This is a genomic window from Pseudomonas marginalis (assembly GCF_900105325.1).
Lineage (GTDB): Bacteria > Pseudomonadota > Gammaproteobacteria > Pseudomonadales > Pseudomonadaceae > Aquipseudomonas > Aquipseudomonas marginalis.
Map to the genome: position 1 here is coordinate 226,079 of NZ_FNSU01000003.1, position 16,509 is coordinate 242,587.

The window sequence follows — 16,509 nt, forward strand, 5'->3', positions numbered from 1 at the left end:
GACCACGATGTCCAGAGTTGGCGTGATTTCCGACACCCACGGCCTGTTGCGCCCTGAGGCTGTCGCTGCCTTGCAGGGATGCGAGCAGATCATCCATGCCGGTGATATCGGCAGCCCTGAGATTCTTCAGCAATTGGCACAGATCGCGCCCCTGCACGTGGTGCGTGGCAACAATGACCAGGACGCGGCGTGGGCGGAGCAGGTGCCCGATCATCTGATGCTGGAGGTGGACGGATGGCGGACGTTGGTGGTGCATGATATCGCCGACGTACCCGCCTTACTCGACACGTCTACTCGGCTGGTGATCACCGGCCATTCGCACAAGCCCCTGATCGAATGGCGGGGCGCAACACTGTACGTAAACCCCGGCAGTGCAGGGCGGCGGCGCTTCAAGTTGCCGGTGACGTTGGCGGTGCTGGACGTGCGGGAAATGACGATCGAGTCGCAGCTGATCGCGCTGCTGGACTGATCCGGCTTTTATCGTTGCGTCAGGATGCTCTGCAACAATCCCGGAAACCGTTCCTCAAGCACCTCGCCGCGCAATGAATTCATGTGGGTAGTGCCCACGCTGCGGGTGTGTACCAGGCCGGCATCGCGCAGGACCCGGAAGTGGTGGGACATGCTGGACTTGGGGCGCCCGCCGTCCAGTTCGCCGCAACTGGCCTCGGGCACGCCGGCCAGGCAGCGGACAATCTCCAGGCGCACCGGATCACTCAGCGCGTATAGCAGGCGCTCGAGGGTCAGGTCTTCCGGGGTGGGGTGTTTAAAGGCTCGCATGAAACGAATCATAACAGGGGGCTATCATCGAATACCATAGTTCGATTACCATCGAACTATCGAATCATCCACTCGCTCCCGGAGTTCTCAATGTCCGCTTTGTTCGAACCGTTCAAACTCAAAGACGTCACCCTGCGCAATCGCATCGCCATCCCGCCAATGTGCCAATACATGGCCGATGACGGCATCGTCAACGACTGGCACCTCGTACACCTGGCCAGTATGGCTCGGGGCGGCGCCGGTTTGCTGGTGGTCGAGGCCACCGCTGTAGCGCCCGAGGGGCGTATCACCCCAGGCTGCGCCGGTCTCTGGAGCGACGCCCACGCCGAAGCGTTCGTGCCCATGGTCAAGGCCATCAAGGCCGCCGGTTCGGTGCCCGGCATCCAGATCGGCCACGCCGGTCGCAAAGCCAGCGCCAACCGCCCGTGGGAAGGGGACGACCACATACCTGCCTCCGATGCGCGCAGCTGGGAAACCATCGCGCCGTCGGCCATCGCCTTTGGTGCCAACCTGCCGCAAGTGCCACGCGCCATGACCCTGGACGACATCGCTCGGGTCAAGCAGGACTTCGTCGACGCCGCCCGCCGTGCCCGTGACGCCGGTTTCGAGTGGATCGAACTGCACTTCGCCCATGGCTACCTGGGCCAGAGCTTCTTCTCCGAGCATTCCAACCAGCGCACCGACGCCTACGGTGGCAGCTTCGACAACCGCAGCCGTTTCCTCCTGGAAACCCTGGCTGCCGTGCGCGAGGTCTGGCCGGAAAACCTGCCGCTGACCGCGCGTTTTGGCGTGATCGAATACGACGGCCGGGACGAACAGACCCTGACCGAATCCATCGAACTGGCCCGTAACTTCAAGGCCGGCGGCCTGGACCTGCTGAGCGTCAGCGTCGGTTTCACCATCCCCGACACGAATATCCCGTGGGGCCCGGCCTTTATGGGCCCGATCGCCGAGCGCGTGCGCCGCGAAGCGGGCATCCCGGTGACCTCGGCCTGGGGCTTTGGCACGCCGCAACTGGCGGAAGGTGCGTTGCAGGCTGGGCACCTGGACCTGGTCTCGGTCGGTCGTGCGCACCTGGCTGACCCGCATTGGGCGTACTTTGCGGCCAAGGAACTGGGGGTTGAGAAGTCGTCCTGGACCTTGCCGGCGCCTTACGCCCATTGGTTGGAGCGGTATCGCTGATCGGATCCTGACGACATATAGAAATCCAAATGTGGGAGGGGGCTTGCTCCCGATAGCGGTGGAACAGCCAGCTTATTTTCAGCTGATCCACCGCTATCGGAGCAAGCCCCCTCCCACATTGGGTTCGCATCAAACTTCCTGCATGTCGATACCAAGGGGTTACCTGAAAAATAGCGAATGAGAACAGATGTCAAACGCGAATGGATTGGTATACCATTCGCGCGAATTTTTGGCAGGTTTGCCGCCCCATCTGGCTCATTCACTAGGTTCAACATCCATGCGTCGTACCCTGATTTCCCTCTGCGTGCTTCAGGCGTTTTCCCCGTTTACCTGGGCCGAGGTTGTCCCTGCCGACAAGGCCAGTCTTGAGCTGCAAGCCACCAATGTCACCGGCGAGGCGGACTACGAGACGGCTCAAGGGCCGGTCAAGGGCTACCACGCCACACGTTCGGCGAGTGCGACGCGCACTGACACCTCGATTCATGAAACCCCGCAGTCCATCAGCGTCGTGTCCAAGGATGTGGTCGAAGACATCGGCGCCACCCGTTTGCAGGACGCCCTGGACTACGCCGGTGGCGTCGGCCGCGCCAATAACTTCGGCGGCCAGGGGCTCACCACCTTCACCGTACGTGGCTTCACCACCGGCGAGTTCTACCGCAACGGTTTCCCGATCAACCGCGGTTACCCGAACATGCCGGACGCCAACACCATCGAACGCCTCGAAGTGCTGCGCGGCCCGGCGACCATGCTGTATGGCCGTGGCGATCCCGGCGGCACCTTCAACGTGGTGTCCAAGCAACCGCTGGCCGAGCCGACCGTGACCCTCGGCAGCCAACTGGATGACCAGGGCATGCAGCGCGCCACCCTCGACGCTTCCGGCCCGCTGGACGAACAAGGTCGCCTGGCCTATCGCCTGAACGTGGTGGGCGAGGGCGGTGACACGTTCCGTGATCACGTCGAGACCGAACGCTACGGCGTGACCCCGGTGATCACCTGGCAGGCCAGCGATGACACCAAGGTGATCTTCGAAGGCGACTTCATGCGCAACAACCACCCGCTGGACCGTGGCCTGACGCGCTACCCCAATCAAAAAGGCACTGCCTCGCGCGACACCTTCTGGGGTGAAAAAGACGTCGGCAAACTGCACAACGACAACAGCATGGCCCAGCTGCGTTTCGAGCACCTGCTCAATGACAGCTGGACCCTGGGCGGTGGTTTCCAATGGCTGGACGGCACCTTGCAAGGCAATGCCATTGAAGCCAACGGCCTGGCCGCCGACGGTCGCACCCTGGGCCGCAACTTCAACTATCGCAAACTGGAGTGGACCGACAAGGACACCCAGCTCAACCTCACCGGGCATTTCTCCACCGGTGGTTTCGACCACACCTTGCTCACCGGCGTCGAATTCGAAGACTACGACTACAAGTCGATCATCCAGCGCTCCAGCGGCGCAGTGGGTGCTTATTCAATCGACATCTTCAACCCGGTCTACGGCCAGGCGCGCCCGAACCTCACGCGCACGCCGACCCACGACAAGGAAAACCTCAAGACCTACGCGGCCTTCGTGCAGGATCAGGTGGCCCTGACCGAGCGCCTTAAAGTGCTCGCCGGCGCACGCTTCGAGCGCTTTGAACACGACTACCACACCTACGTGCCGGGCGGTAAAAGCTGGGAAGCCAGCGACAACGCCGTCACCCCACGCGTGGGCGTGATCTACGACCTCACCGACACCGTTGCGGTCTACGCCGACGCCGCGCGTTCGTTCAAGCCCAACACCGGCGCCAGTCGCCAGGGCGGTGGTTTTGAACCGGAGAAAGGCAAATCCTACGAGATGGGCATCAAGTGGGAAGCCCTGGACCGTCAACTGAGTGTCGACGCCGCGATCTACCAGATCGAGAAGAAAAACGTGCTCACCACCGACCCTCTCGACTCCACCTTCAGCGTCGCCGCCGGCCAGGTGCGCAGCCGTGGTTTCGACCTGAACGTGGCGGGCAATATCACCCCCGAGTGGCGTGTGATCGGTGGCTACGCCTACGTGGATGCCGAAGTGACCAAGGACAACACCCTGCGCAGCGGCACGCGCTTGCTGAACATCCCGCGTAACAGCTTCAGCCTGCTCAACGTCTACGAGTTCCAGGACGGCGCCCTCAAGGGCCTGGGCCTCGGCGCGGGTGGCAAGTATGTGGATGAACGGGCCGGGCAGACCTCCAACAACGCCTTCTCGATGGATGCCTACACCGTGGTCGACCTGCTCAGCTACTACAAGGTCAACGACAAGGTGCGGCTGAACCTGGACGTGAAGAACCTGTTCAATCGCGACTATGAAGAAGGTGCGTTCGGCAACGTATACGCCTACCCCGGCGAACCGCGCACGGTGCAGGTCGGCATCGCCTACACCCTCTAACGGCCTACACGGTTTCAATGTGGGAGGGGGCTTGCCCCCGATGACCATGGGTATCTACGGATTTGCGCGGTATTTGATAAGACGGTATCTATGCGCAAGCTTGCTCAAAATGTGTAGATACCTATGCCCCGATGACGGTAGATCGGCCGATGACGCTGTGACTGATCCACCGCGCCCATCCGGGCTTGGCATACACCAAGCCCTTGGCGTTAAGTTTCACAAGGCGTCGTCAGGTCCTTCAATTCTGCCAGCACTGCGCATACCGCTCACACACGCCATAACGCTTATCCAATTCGGCCATGTGTGCCCAGTTGTCGGCCATTGCTTCTTTCTCCAGCAATCCATTCAACTGCCGGTAGTACTGCAGCATCGCACCGTTGACAGCCAATGCCTGAGTGATGTCGGTGGCCGGGGTATCGGGCACCAGGGTTCTTAACGTGGGCGTGTCCAGCCGTGAGAGGCGCGCACGGTACTCAACCTTGTACTGCTCAAGTGCTTTGGCCTTTACGCCCTGAGCCTGGACCAGGTAGTTCACGACGTTCTGACGATACTGCGCCCAATAGGCATCCGGCAGATCAAGGTTCATCTGGGCCTTGCGCTTGTTGACCACCAGATCAGTTGCGTGATCGCGCGCGCTGTCGTCCAGCGGGCTGGCCTGGGGTTTCATTTCCGCAATGATGCTCGGGGCGATAATCTGCTCGGCCAAGGCATCACGCTCCGGGGTGGCGGGGAGGCCTTTCGGCGGCGCGGGGAACAGCGCATTGGCACCTACGCAGCTGGGCAGCCCTTTATTGATCACCGGGACCGGTGAGCGCACCACCTGGCCTTTTACTGAATGCAGACGTTTGAGTGTCGTCACACACTGGCGGCCTGCGCCAGTGAACGTCACCTCGTATTCCGCGCCGTTTTGCGGAGTGAGGGTGAAAGCCATGCCGCACACCGAACCTGTGCCTTGGGTATTCAAGTGCAGGAACAGTTCTTTGTTGGCGGGCAAGCGGATTTCCAGGTAGGGCGTTTTTTCGGAGACCGGCGGCATCGACATGTCCGCCCGCCTGCGGGTGTTGGCCAGGAACAGATTGTTAAGGATGCCGGTGGTCTGTCCATCGCAATGTTGCGCATCTATTACACTCAGCGTGGCGCTGCTCATGTCGCTGACAAATCGTAGCTTGGCAGCATCCGGTCCGGTGGCATCGGGGTACGTACCCGACACGCTGCAGCCGCTCAATATCAACGCGAAAAATGTTGCGCCGAGCGCACGGCCTGCAAATAAATTACTCATGGAAGGGGGGGCATCCTTAACGCCGATGTTGAGAAGTGCCGCATGATACTGGCAAAGTTGAACTTTTTTCGATGGACCGAGGATTGAATGCGCAAAATAAGTCAGTTGTTTGTGATCGGAACCGTGGCCTTGATGAGTGCCTGCTCGGCATTGCCACCTGAAATGGCATTGGATTCAAAAGTCTATTCCGCCGAAAACGCAGGTCTTGTCCTGGGCGCACTGATCGAGGGTGGGCCCTACGGAACCTGGATGAGCTTTCACAATGTGGACACCGGCAAAGACTATGGCTGGGGCCCCAAGGACTACTACTCGGCATGGTTGCCTGGAGGCACCTATGAAGTCAGTGACCTTGGCTCGCGTCGTGGCGTGATGGGACCCTACTCGAAGCCGCTGCGCTTTACCGTCACCAATGGACAAATCAATTACGTGGGCGAAATGACCTATGGTTGCCCGCTCGCGGCTCGCCCGGCCGCGATCTATGGCGTGAAAAACTGCGGACTCCTTGCGTTGGGGACCTGCACCGTTGATTACCCCAGCATTGGCATCTGTGTGGTGGATCGACAGGAGCAGTCCGTTCGCACCTTCGTCAAGCAGCACCCGCAATATTCCGAGCTACCGGTCAAGTCGGCCGTGATGTCGACGCGTTGACCCTTGCGCCGAGTTGAGCGTGGAGGCTCTATCGGGTTATAGCGGCGTCAGCACATTCATCACCGTATCCAACGCCACTCGCGTGTCATCCAGCTGCACCAGCGACGCATGCCGCGCGCCGAGGGCGTCGCGGTTCTGGATCGCGGTGAGGATCGCCTTGTGCCGGGGCAGGCTCAGGCCCTGGATGTCCGGGCGGCGGTTGGTGATGTTGATCGACTCGCGCAGCGGCAACGACAGCATGTTGCACATATAGGCGAGCAGGTCGTTGCGGGTGGCATCGGCAATGGCGCGGTGGAAGTCCAGGTCGGCCTGCAGCAGCTGTTCGTGGGTCTGCGCGGTTTCCATGCCCTGGTAGGCTTTTTCGATGGTGGCGATGTCTTCATCGGTGGCGGTGGTCGCGGCCATGGCGGCGATCTCCGGCTCGAGGATGCGCCGCACACCGGCCAGGGTATTGAAGAATTCACTGTGGGGCGTGGACTGCATCAGCCAGGACAACACGTCCGGGTCGAGGAGGTGCCATTTCAAGCGCGGCCGCACCACCGCGCCCACCCGCGGCTTGGAATACACCAGGCCCTTGGCGCTGAGCACCCGGGTCGCCTCGCGCAACACCGAACGGCTGACCTTGTACTCCTCGCAGAGCGTGGCCTCCATGGGCAGCCGTTCTTCGGGCTTGAAGCGACCTGAAACGATGTGCATGCCCAAGTCCTGAACGATCTGGGCATGCATGCTCTTGCGCGGCTTGGGCGGCTGGTGATCCATAACGACAGGGATGCTCTGACTTAAATTCGCGGCATCATAGCATCCCAATTAGTGGGAATGCCGGGGGACTTCAGCCCCACGGCAACCCACCAGGAAGTCAAAGTCGCAACCCTGGTCGGCCTGCAGCACATGATCGATGTACAACTGGCGGTAGCCGCCGACGATCAGGTTCTGCGGCGGTTTCAGGTCGGCCATGCGCGCCGCCAGCTCTGCGTCGGGGATGTCCAGGTGCAGGCGGCCATTGGCGCAGTCGAGTTCGATCCAGTCACCTTCCTTCACGGTGGCCAACGGTCCACCGGCAGCGGCTTCCGGCGCCACATGCAAGACCACGGTGCCGTAGGCGGTGCCACTCATGCGCGCGTCGGAGATCCGCACCATATCGGTCACGCCTTGGGCCAGCAGTTTCGCCGGCAAACCCATGTTGCCGACTTCGGCCATGCCTGGGTAACCCTTGGGCCCGCAGTTTTTCATGACCAGGATCGAGTTGGCGTCCACGTCCAGTTCAGGGTCGTTGATGCGCGCCTTGTACATGTCGAAGTTCTCGAACACCACCGCACGGCCGCGATGCTGCATCAGCTCGGCGCTGGCTGCCGACGGCTTGAGCACCGCGCCGAGTGGCGCCAGGTTGCCGCGCAACACGCAAATGCCGCCGTCGGCGCGGATCGGGTTATCGAGGGTGCGGATCACTTCGTCCTGGCCGTAGATCGGCGAGTCCTTGGTGTTCTCGCCGAGGGTCTTGCCGTTGACGGTCAGGGCGTTCGGGTGCGGGATCAGGTTGGCTTCACCAAGGCGACGCAGCACGGCGGGCAGGCCGCCGGCATAGTAGAACTCTTCCATCAGGAAGCGCCCGGACGGTTGCAGGTCGACGATGGTCGGCATGCCGCGACCGATGCGGGTCCAGTCGTCCAGGTCGAGCTCGACGCCGATGCGCCCGGCGATGGCTTTCAAGTGGATCACGGCGTTGGTCGAACCACCGATGGCGGCGTTCACGCGGATGGCGTTTTCAAACGCCTCCTTGGTGAGGATCTTCGACAGCTTCAAGTCTCCGCGCACCATCTCTACCGCACGCATGCCGGACATATGGGCCAGCACATAACGCCGCGCATCCACCGCCGGGATCGCCGCGTTGTGGGGCAGGGACGTGCCCAGTGCCTCGGCCATGCAGGCCATGGTCGACGCAGTGCCCATGGTGTTACAGGTGCCCGCCGAGCGCGACATGCCGCCTTCGGCCGCGAGGAAATCATCCAGGGTAATGGTGCCGGCCTTGACCTGTTCACTGAGCTGCCACACCACGGTGCCCGAGCCGATGTCCTGGCCCTTGTGCTTGCCGTTGAGCATCGGCCCACCGGTGACCACGATGGCCGGTACGTCGCAACTGGCGGCGCCCATCAGCAGGGCCGGGGTGGTCTTGTCGCAGCCGGTCAGCAACACCACACCGTCAATCGGGTTGCCGCGGATGGCTTCCTCCACGTCCATGCTCGCCAGGTTGCGAGTGAGCATGGCGGTGGGGCGCAGGTTGGATTCGCCGTTGGAGAACACCGGGAATTCCACCGGGAAGCCACCGGCCTCGATCACGCCACGTTTGACGTGCTCGGCGATCTGGCGGAAATGCGCATTGCACGGGGTCAGCTCCGACCAGGTATTGCAGATGCCGATGATCGGCTTGCCATGGAACTGATGGTCGGCAATGCCCTGGTTCTTCATCCAGCTGCGGTACATGAAGCCGTTTTTGTCGGCGGTACCAAACCACTGGGCGGAGCGTAGGCCGGGCTTTTTATCAGACATGATCGATTCTCTTATTGTATGACTATATGTTCTATGCGTGCTTAAACATAAGCGCAAAATCGATGCTTTGGAAGAGTTGTTTTGCAAATAGTCCTACTATATAGTCTGGCTTAACTGAGGTATGACCCTGGCGGATTTCCGCGAGAGGCGTCCCCCGAGCTTCTATAAAAACAACAATCGGAGATCGACCCCATGAGCCAGGAACTGCGGCTTATTCGGCGCATCACGCTGAAACTGATTCCCTTCCTGATCCTGCTGTACCTGATCGCCTACGTGGACCGTTCCGCCGTGGGGTTTGCCAAGCTGCACATGGGCGCCGACGTCGGTATCGGCGATGCGGCGTATGGCCTGGGCGCGGGGTTGTTCTTTATTGGCTACTTCCTCTTCGAGATCCCCAGCAACCTGATGCTCGACCGCTTCGGCGCACGGCGTTGGTTCGCGCGGATCATGATCACCTGGGGCGCGATCACCATCGGCATGGCCTTCGTGCAAGGGCCGCACAGCTTTTATGTGATGCGCTTCCTGCTCGGCGCTGCCGAAGCCGGGTTCTTTCCCGGCGTCCTGTACTACATCACCCAATGGTTCCCGGTGCGCCATCGCGGCAAGATCCTCGGGCTGTTCATCCTCTCCCAACCGATTGCGATGATGATCACCGGCCCGGTGTCCGGCGGCCTGCTGGGCATGGACGGCATCCTCGGCCTGCATGGCTGGCAGTGGCTGTTCATCGTGATCGGCACCCCGGCGATCCTGCTCACCTGGCCAGTGCTGCGCTACCTGCCGGATGGCCCCAAGCAGGTCAAATGGATGAGCGACGCGGAAAAAACCTGGCTCACCGATGAATTGGCCAAGGACCTGCAAGCCTACGGCCAGACCCGCCACGGCAACCCGCTGCATGCCCTCAAGGACAAACGCGTATTGCTGCTGGCGCTGTTCTACCTGCCGGTGACCCTGAGCATTTACGGCCTGGGTCTGTGGTTGCCGACCCTGATCAAACAGTTTGGCGGCACCGACCTGGTCACCGGCTTTATCTCCGCCGTGCCGTACATCTTCGGCATCATCGGCCTGCTGATCATCCCGCGCAGTTCCGACCGCCTGAATGATCGCTACGGCCACCTGGCCGTGCTGTATGTGCTGGGCGCCATCGGCCTGTTTTTCAGCGCCTGGCTGAGTGTGCCGGTGCTGCAAATGGCCGCGCTGTGCCTGGCGGCGTTTGCGATGTTTTCCTGCACCGCCGTGTTCTGGACCTTGCCGGGGCGCTTCTTTGCCGGCGCCAGTGCGGCGGCGGGCATTGCCTTGATCAACTCGGTGGGCAACCTCGGCGGCTATATCGGTCCGTTCGTGATCGGTGCGCTCAAGGAATACACCGGCAACCTCGCCTCGGGCTTGTACTTCCTGTCCGGGGTCATGGTGTTCGGGCTGGTCTTGACCGGCGTGGTCTACCGCCTGCTGGAGCGCAAGCACGTACTGCCCGCCGATCAATTCGCCGCCAGCGCCCGTGGCGCCACACGTACTTAATCTGGGAGAAGTTTCATGCGTTTAGTTCAGTTCGAGTCAAGCAACGGTGAACGCCGGGTCGGCGTTGTAGAAGGCGCCACAGTGCGCGAAGTGCGTACCGCGCGCAGCGTGCGCGAACTGGCGCTGGCCGCCATCGAGGCGGGCGTCAAGTTGCAGCAGCAGGTCGAGAGCCTGGGCCTGGGCGACAGCCATGACTACGCCGCACTGCTGGCCGACCTGAAGATTTTGCCACCGCTGGACCACCCGGACCCGGCCCATATGCTCATCAGCGGCACCGGCCTGACCCACCTGGGCAGCGCCTCGGCGCGGGACAAAATGCACCAGCAGGCCGGCGATGAGAGCGCCTTGACCGACACCATGCGCATCTTCAAATGGGGCGTGGAGGGCGGCAAGCCCGCTGCCGGCCAGGCCGGTGTGCAACCGGAATGGTTCTACAAGGGCGACGGCAGCATCGTCGTGCGCCCAGGCGAAGCCTTCCCGGTGCCACCGTTTGCCGAAGACGCCGGTGAAGAACCGGAAATCGGCGGCCTGTATGTAATCGGCCCGGACAGCAAGCCCTATCGCCTGGGGTTTGCAGTGGGCAACGAGTTCTCCGACCACATCATGGAGCGCAAAAACTACCTGTACCTGGCCCATTCCAAGCTGCGCAGCTGCAGCTACGGCCCCGAACTGCGCGTGGGCGAGTTGCCCCAGCACCTGGCCGGCACCAGCCGCATCCTGCGTAACGGCGAGGAAATCTGGCGGAACGAATTCCTCAGTGGCGAGGCCAATATGTGCCACAGCCTGGAAAATCTTGAGTACCACCACTTCAAATACCGCCAGTTCCTCAAGCCGGGCGATGTGCATATTCACTTCTTCGGTACCGCCACGCTGTCATTCGCCGATGGTATACGTACCCAACCGGGCGATGTGTTCGAGATCAGCCAGGCCGAGTTCGGCGCGCCGTTGGTCAATGGCGTCGGCAGCAGCGATGCGGCCTTTGAACCCGGCCAAGTCACCCCCCTTTAAGGAGATCAACATGACCCAGTTCCTCGGCCACAACTACATCGGCGGCCAGCGCAGCGCCAACGGCAGCGTCAAGCTGCACAGCGTCGATGCCAGCACGGGCGAAACCTTGCCGCAGGATTTCTATCAGGCCACGCCGGAAGAAGTCGACGCCGCCGCCAAGGCCGCCGCCGCTGCGTATCCGGCGTACCGTGCGTTGAGTGCCGCGCGCCGTGCGCAGTTCCTGGACGCGATCGCCGACGAGCTGGATGGCCTGAGCGATAACTTCATCGAGCTGGTCTGCCGCGAAACCGCGCTGCCTGCCGCCCGTATCAAAGGCGAGCGTGGGCGTACCAGTGGCCAGATGCGCCTGTTCGCCACGGTGCTGCGTCGCGGTGATTTCTACGGCGCACGCATCGACAAGGCGTTACCCGATCGCCAGCCGCTGCCACGCCCGGACCTGCGCCAATACCGCATTGGCCTGGGCCCGGTGGCCGTGTTTGGCGCGAGCAACTTCCCCCTGGCGTTTTCCACGGCCGGTGGTGATACCGCTGCGGCGCTGGCGGCGGGCTGCCCCGTGGTGTTCAAGGCCCACAGCGGGCATATGGCCACGGCTGAACAGGTGGCCAATGCCATCATCCGTGCGGCTGAAGCCACCGAGATGCCTGCCGGTGTGTTCAATATGATCTTCGGCGGCGGCGTCGGTGAGGCGCTGGTCAAGCACCCGGCGATCCAGGCAGTGGGCTTTACCGGCTCGCTCAAGGGCGGTCGCGCCTTGTGCGATATGGCCGCGGCACGCCCGCAGCCGATCCCGGTGTTTGCCGAGATGTCGAGCATCAACCCGGTGATCGTCCTACCCCAGGCCCTGCAAGCGCGGGCGGATGCTGTCGCTCGGGATCTGACCGCGTCGGTGGTGCAAGGCTGCGGCCAGTTCTGCACCAACCCTGGCCTGGTGATCGGTATCGCTTCGCCGCAGTTCACCGCGTTTACCCAACAGGTCGCCCAACTGATCGGTGAGCAACCGGCGCAAACCATGCTCAATGCCGGCACCCTGAGCAGCTACGGCAAAGGCCTGGAAAAACTCCTGGCGCACCCTGGCATTCAGCATTTGGCCGGTAGCACCCAGGCGGGCAATCAGGCGCAACCGCAGCTGTTCAAGGCCGATGTGCGCTTGCTGATCGATGGCGATGAAGTGCTGCAGGAAGAAGTCTTCGGCCCTACCACGGTGTTTGTCGAAGTTGCTGATCAAGCCCAACTCAGCGCTGCCTTGCACGGCCTGCACGGCCAGCTCACGGCGACGATCATTGGCGAACCGGCAGACTTTCAACAGTTCGCCGAACTCACGCCGCTGCTGGAACAGAAAGTCGGGCGCATCCTGCTCAACGGCTACCCGACCGGCGTCGAAGTCTGCGATTCGATGGTGCACGGCGGCCCGTATCCGGCGACGTCGGATGCCCGTGGCACCTCGGTCGGCACCTTGGCCATCGACCGTTTCCTGCGTCCGGTGTGCTTCCAGAACTACCCGGATAGCCTGCTGCCTGACGCGTTGAAAAACGCCAACCCGTTGCGCATCCAGCGCCTGGTGGATGGCACGCCATCCCGCGACTCGCTGTAAACACTTATCAGGAGGCGTCATGTCGTGTACCGCTGTCACTGAGCACCGTGCGCAACTGGGGGAAGGCCCGTTCTGGGACGTGCCGACCCAGGCGCTGTACTGGGTCAATATCGCCGGCAAACAGGCCCTGCGCCTGATGGACGGGCAGTTGCAGATCTGGCAGTTGCCCGAGCACGTTTCGGCGTTTATCCCGTGCGAACGCGGTGATGCGCTGGTGACCCTGAGCAGCGGTGTCTACCGTCTGGACCTGGCCACCGAAGCCCTGACCCTGTTGTGCGTGGCCGACCCGCAACCGGGCAACCGTGGCAATGAAGCGCGCTGCGATGCCCTGGGCCGCCTGTGGCTGGGCACGATGCAGAACAACATCGGCGAACACGGCGAAGACTTGCCGATCACGCGGCGCTCCGGCGGCCTGTTTCGCATCGATGCGGATGCGCAGGTCACGCCGTTGCTTCACGGCCTGGGCATTCCCAACACCTTACTGTGGAGCGAGGACGGCCGCCAGGTGCATTTCGGCGACAGCCTGGACGCCACGCTCTACCAGTATTCGATTCAGGCCGACGGCCAACTCGAGCCGGCACAGGTGTGGTTCGGCCCCCATGAGCGTGGCGGGCCGGACGGCTCGGCCATGGACAGTCAAGGCTACATCTGGAACGCCCGTTGGGACGGCAGTTGCCTGCTGCGCCTGACGCCCGAGGGGGAGGTGGACCGCATTATCGAGTTGCCCGTGAGTCGCCCCACCAGTTGCGTATTCGGTGGCCCCAACCTCACCACTTTGTATATCACCAGCGCCGCCAGCCCATTGGATCACCCTCTGGACGGTGCGGTGCTGGCCATCGAAGTCGATGTACCCGGCATGCCTTGCCATCGCTTTGCCGGTTAGCTGCACCGCTTCACTGTAGGAGCGAGCTTGCTCGCGAAAAGCCTGAGCGCGCCGCGTGCATTCAGGATGTACGCGTCATCGTTAACGTTTTTCGCGAGCAAGAACTAGGCGTCCCCCTCGCTCCTACAAAAAACAGCAAACAAAAAACAACAACAAGGAGTCACCCGTATGAATCATCGTCGTCGTGGTATCCGTTCCCTGTGCTGCGCCGCTGTGGCGGTCTCGGCCATGAGCTTGAGCGGGCTGTTGCTGGCCGCTGAAGAAGTGAAAATCGGCTTCCTGGTCAAACAGGCCGAGGAACCGTGGTTCCAGACCGAATGGGCCTTTGCCGAAAAAGCCGGCAAGGAACATGGCTTTACCGTGATCAAGATCGCCGTGCCCGATGGCGAGAAAACCCTCTCGGCCATCGACAGCCTGGCCGCCAACGGCGCCAAGGGCTTTGTGATCTGCCCGCCGGATGTGTCCCTGGGCCCGGCCATCGTCGCCAAGGCCAAGGCCAACGGCCTGAAAGTGATTGCCGTGGATGATCGCTTTGTCGACGCCAAGGGCAACTTCATGGAAGACGTGCCGTACCTGGGCATGGCCGCGTTTGAAGTGGGCCAGAAACAAGGCGCGGCCATGGCTGCCGAGGCGAAAAAACGCGGTTGGGACTGGAAGGACACCTACGCGGTGATCAACACCTTCAATGAACTCGACACCGGCAAAAAACGCACCGACGGCTCGATCAAATCCCTGGAAGAAGCCGGCATTCCCAAGGACCACATCCTCACCGCCGCGCTGAAAACCCTCGACGTCCCCGGCAGCATGGACGCCACCAACTCGGCCCTGGTCAAGCTGCCCAGCGGCGCGAAAAACCTGATCATCGGCGGCATGAACGACAACACCGTGCTCGGCGGCGTGCGCGCCACTGAAAGCGCCGGTTTCGCCGCGGCCAATGTGATCGGCATCGGCATCAATGGCACCGACGCCATCGGCGAATTGAAGAAGGCCAACAGCGGCTTCTTCGGCTCCATGCTGCCAAGCCCGCACATCGAAGGCTACAACACCGCGCTGATGATGTACGAGTGGGTCACCAAGGGCACCGAACCGCCGAAGTACACGGCCATGGATGAAGTGACCCTGATCACCCGCGCCAACTTCCAGGAAGAACTGACCAAGATCGGGCTGTGGAAATGACGGCGGCGGCCCTGCGTTTTGACGCTATCGGCAAAACCTTTCCCGGGGTCAAGGCGCTGGACGGCATCAGCTTCACCGCCCACCCGGGGCAGGTGCACGCCCTGATGGGCGAGAACGGTGCGGGCAAGTCGACGCTGCTGAAGATCCTCGGCGGCGCCTATATTCCCAGCAGCGGCACGGTGCAGATCGGCGCGCAGACCATGGCGTTCAAATGCGCCGCCGACAGCATCGCCAGCGGCGTAGCGGTGATCCACCAGGAGCTGCACCTGGTGCCGGAAATGACCGTCGCCGAAAACCTGTTCCTCGGGCATTTGCCCTCGCGCTTCGGCGTGGTCAACCGGGGCCTGCTGCGCAAGCAGGCCCTGGCCTGTCTCAAGGGCCTGGCGGATGAAATCGACCCCGAGGAAAAACTCGGGCGCCTGTCCCTGGGCCAGCGCCAACTGGTGGAAATCGCCAAGGCGCTGTCCCGTGGCGCCCATGTGATTGCCTTCGACGAACCGACCAGCAGCCTGTCGGCGCGGGAGATCGACCGCTTGATGGCGATCATTACGCGCCTGCGGGACGAGGGCAAAGTGGTGCTCTACGTGTCGCACCGCATGGAAGAGGTGTTCCGCATCTGCAACGCGGTCACGGTGTTCAAGGACGGCCGTTACGTGCGCACCTTCGACGACATGAGCGCGTTGACCCACGACCAGTTGGTGACCTGCATGGTCGGCCGCGACATCCAGGACATCTACGACTACCGCCCGCGCGAGCACGGTGAGGTGGCGCTCAAGGTCGACGGTTTGCTGGGTCCGGGTTTGCGTGAGCCGGTCAGTTTTGAGGTGCGCAAGGGCGAGATTCTCGGTCTGTTCGGCCTGGTGGGGGCAGGGCGCACGGAGTTGTTCCGTTTGCTCAGCGGCTTGGAACGCGCCAGCGCCGGCAGCCTTGAGTTATGCGGGGAGGCCCTGCAACTGCGCTCACCCCGCGACGCCATCGCCGCCGGTGTGCTGCTGTGCCCGGAAGATCGCAAGAAGGAAGGCATCATTCCGCTGTCCAGCGTCGCCGAGAACATCAATATCAGCGCCCGTGGAGCCCACTCTTCGTTCGGCTGGTTGCTGCGCGATGGCTGGGAGAAGGGCAATGCCGACCAGCAGATCAAGGCAATGAAGGTCAAAACCCCGACTGCCGCGCAAAAGATCATGTACCTGTCCGGCGGCAACCAGCAGAAAGCCATTCTTGGCCGCTGGCTGTCGATGCCGATGAAGGTGCTGCTGCTCGACGAGCCGACCCGCGGCATCGACATCGGCGCCAAGGCCGAGATCTACCAGATTATCCATAACCTCGCGGCCCAGGGCATTGCGGTGATCGTGGTGTCCAGCGACCTGATGGAAGTGATGGGCATCTCCGACCGCATCCTGGTGCTGTGCGAAGGCGCGATGCGCGGCGAACAGACCCGCGAACACGCGACCGAATCCAACCTGCTGCAACTGGCCCTGCCGCGCGGCCTGGCGAACTGAGAG

Annotated in this window: 14 protein-coding genes; 10 read left to right on the plus strand and 4 right to left on the minus strand. The window is 62.3% G+C overall.

Annotated features, from left to right (window positions below):
* Window positions 1–7 precede the first annotated feature (7 nt).
* A complete protein-coding gene (locus BLW22_RS10480) occupies window positions 8–469 on the plus strand; it encodes a metallophosphoesterase family protein (protein WP_074846062.1) in 462 nt (153 codons plus the stop codon).
* A gap of 8 nt (window positions 470–477) precedes the next feature.
* Here BLW22_RS10480 and BLW22_RS10485 read toward each other — a convergent pair whose 3' ends face one another.
* On the minus strand, window positions 478–789 hold the full coding sequence (locus BLW22_RS10485; RefSeq protein WP_027603612.1) for an ArsR/SmtB family transcription factor: 312 nt from the start codon (window positions 787–789) through the stop codon (window positions 478–480).
* Between the two features lie 78 nt (window positions 790–867).
* Between BLW22_RS10485 and BLW22_RS10490 the strand changes: the two genes are divergently transcribed.
* Window positions 868–1,959 (plus strand): NADH:flavin oxidoreductase/NADH oxidase, encoded by a 1,092-nt coding sequence (locus BLW22_RS10490; RefSeq protein WP_074846065.1) that lies wholly within the window; start codon window positions 868–870, stop codon window positions 1,957–1,959.
* A 277-nt stretch (window positions 1,960–2,236) separates the two neighbouring features.
* Window positions 2,237–4,363 (plus strand): TonB-dependent siderophore receptor, encoded by a 2,127-nt coding sequence (locus BLW22_RS10495; protein ID WP_065926380.1) that lies wholly within the window; start codon window positions 2,237–2,239, stop codon window positions 4,361–4,363.
* Between the two features lie 238 nt (window positions 4,364–4,601).
* Here the strand turns inward: BLW22_RS10495 and BLW22_RS34095 are convergent, their stop codons facing one another.
* The gene (locus BLW22_RS34095; protein WP_083221121.1) at window positions 4,602–5,642 is read right to left on the minus strand and encodes a hypothetical protein; all 1,041 of its coding nucleotides are present in this window, start codon (window positions 5,640–5,642) and stop codon (window positions 4,602–4,604) included.
* Between the two features lie 87 nt (window positions 5,643–5,729).
* Here BLW22_RS34095 and BLW22_RS10505 point away from each other — a divergent pair, with 87 nt between their 5' ends.
* Window positions 5,730–6,290, plus strand: coding sequence for a hypothetical protein (locus tag BLW22_RS10505; RefSeq protein ID WP_027603616.1), 561 nt, complete (start codon window positions 5,730–5,732; stop codon window positions 6,288–6,290).
* 36 nt (window positions 6,291–6,326) lie between these two features.
* Here BLW22_RS10505 and BLW22_RS10510 read toward each other — a convergent pair whose 3' ends face one another.
* Window positions 6,327–7,049, minus strand: coding sequence for a FadR/GntR family transcriptional regulator (locus tag BLW22_RS10510; protein WP_065926379.1), 723 nt, complete (start codon window positions 7,047–7,049; stop codon window positions 6,327–6,329).
* A 48-nt stretch (window positions 7,050–7,097) separates the two neighbouring features.
* Window positions 7,098–8,834 (minus strand): IlvD/Edd family dehydratase, encoded by a 1,737-nt coding sequence (locus tag BLW22_RS10515; RefSeq protein WP_074846068.1) that lies wholly within the window; start codon window positions 8,832–8,834, stop codon window positions 7,098–7,100.
* Window positions 8,835–9,026: 192 nt separating this feature from the next.
* On the opposite strand from BLW22_RS10515, the gene BLW22_RS10520 reads away from it, so the two are divergent.
* The 6 genes from BLW22_RS10520 (at window position 9,027) to araG (ending at window position 16,506) form a co-directional block, all read left to right on the plus strand.
* Window positions 9,027–10,349 carry an MFS transporter gene (locus BLW22_RS10520; RefSeq protein ID WP_053139479.1) on the plus strand — a complete coding sequence of 441 codons (1,323 nt, stop codon included), beginning with the start codon at window positions 9,027–9,029 and terminating at the stop codon, window positions 10,347–10,349.
* A gap of 15 nt (window positions 10,350–10,364) precedes the next feature.
* A complete protein-coding gene (gene araD1 / locus BLW22_RS10525; RefSeq protein WP_065926377.1) occupies window positions 10,365–11,357 on the plus strand; it encodes an AraD1 family protein in 993 nt (330 codons plus the stop codon).
* 10 nt (window positions 11,358–11,367) lie between these two features.
* On the plus strand, window positions 11,368–12,948 hold the full coding sequence (locus BLW22_RS10530) for an aldehyde dehydrogenase (NADP(+)) (protein WP_065926376.1): 1,581 nt from the start codon (window positions 11,368–11,370) through the stop codon (window positions 12,946–12,948).
* A 19-nt stretch (window positions 12,949–12,967) separates the two neighbouring features.
* Entirely contained in the window at window positions 12,968–13,831 is an 864-nt protein-coding gene (locus BLW22_RS10535) for an SMP-30/gluconolactonase/LRE family protein (RefSeq protein WP_074846071.1), read from the plus strand.
* A 168-nt stretch (window positions 13,832–13,999) separates the two neighbouring features.
* Complete coding sequence (locus BLW22_RS10540; RefSeq protein ID WP_065926374.1) at window positions 14,000–15,007, plus strand: substrate-binding domain-containing protein; 1,008 nt, start codon at window positions 14,000–14,002, stop codon at window positions 15,005–15,007.
* Window positions 15,004–16,506, plus strand: coding sequence for an L-arabinose ABC transporter ATP-binding protein AraG (gene araG, locus BLW22_RS10545; RefSeq protein ID WP_065925855.1), 1,503 nt, complete (start codon window positions 15,004–15,006; stop codon window positions 16,504–16,506). Before BLW22_RS10540 ends, araG begins: the two co-directional genes overlap by 4 nt.
* The last annotated feature ends 3 nt before the right edge of the window (window positions 16,507–16,509 follow it).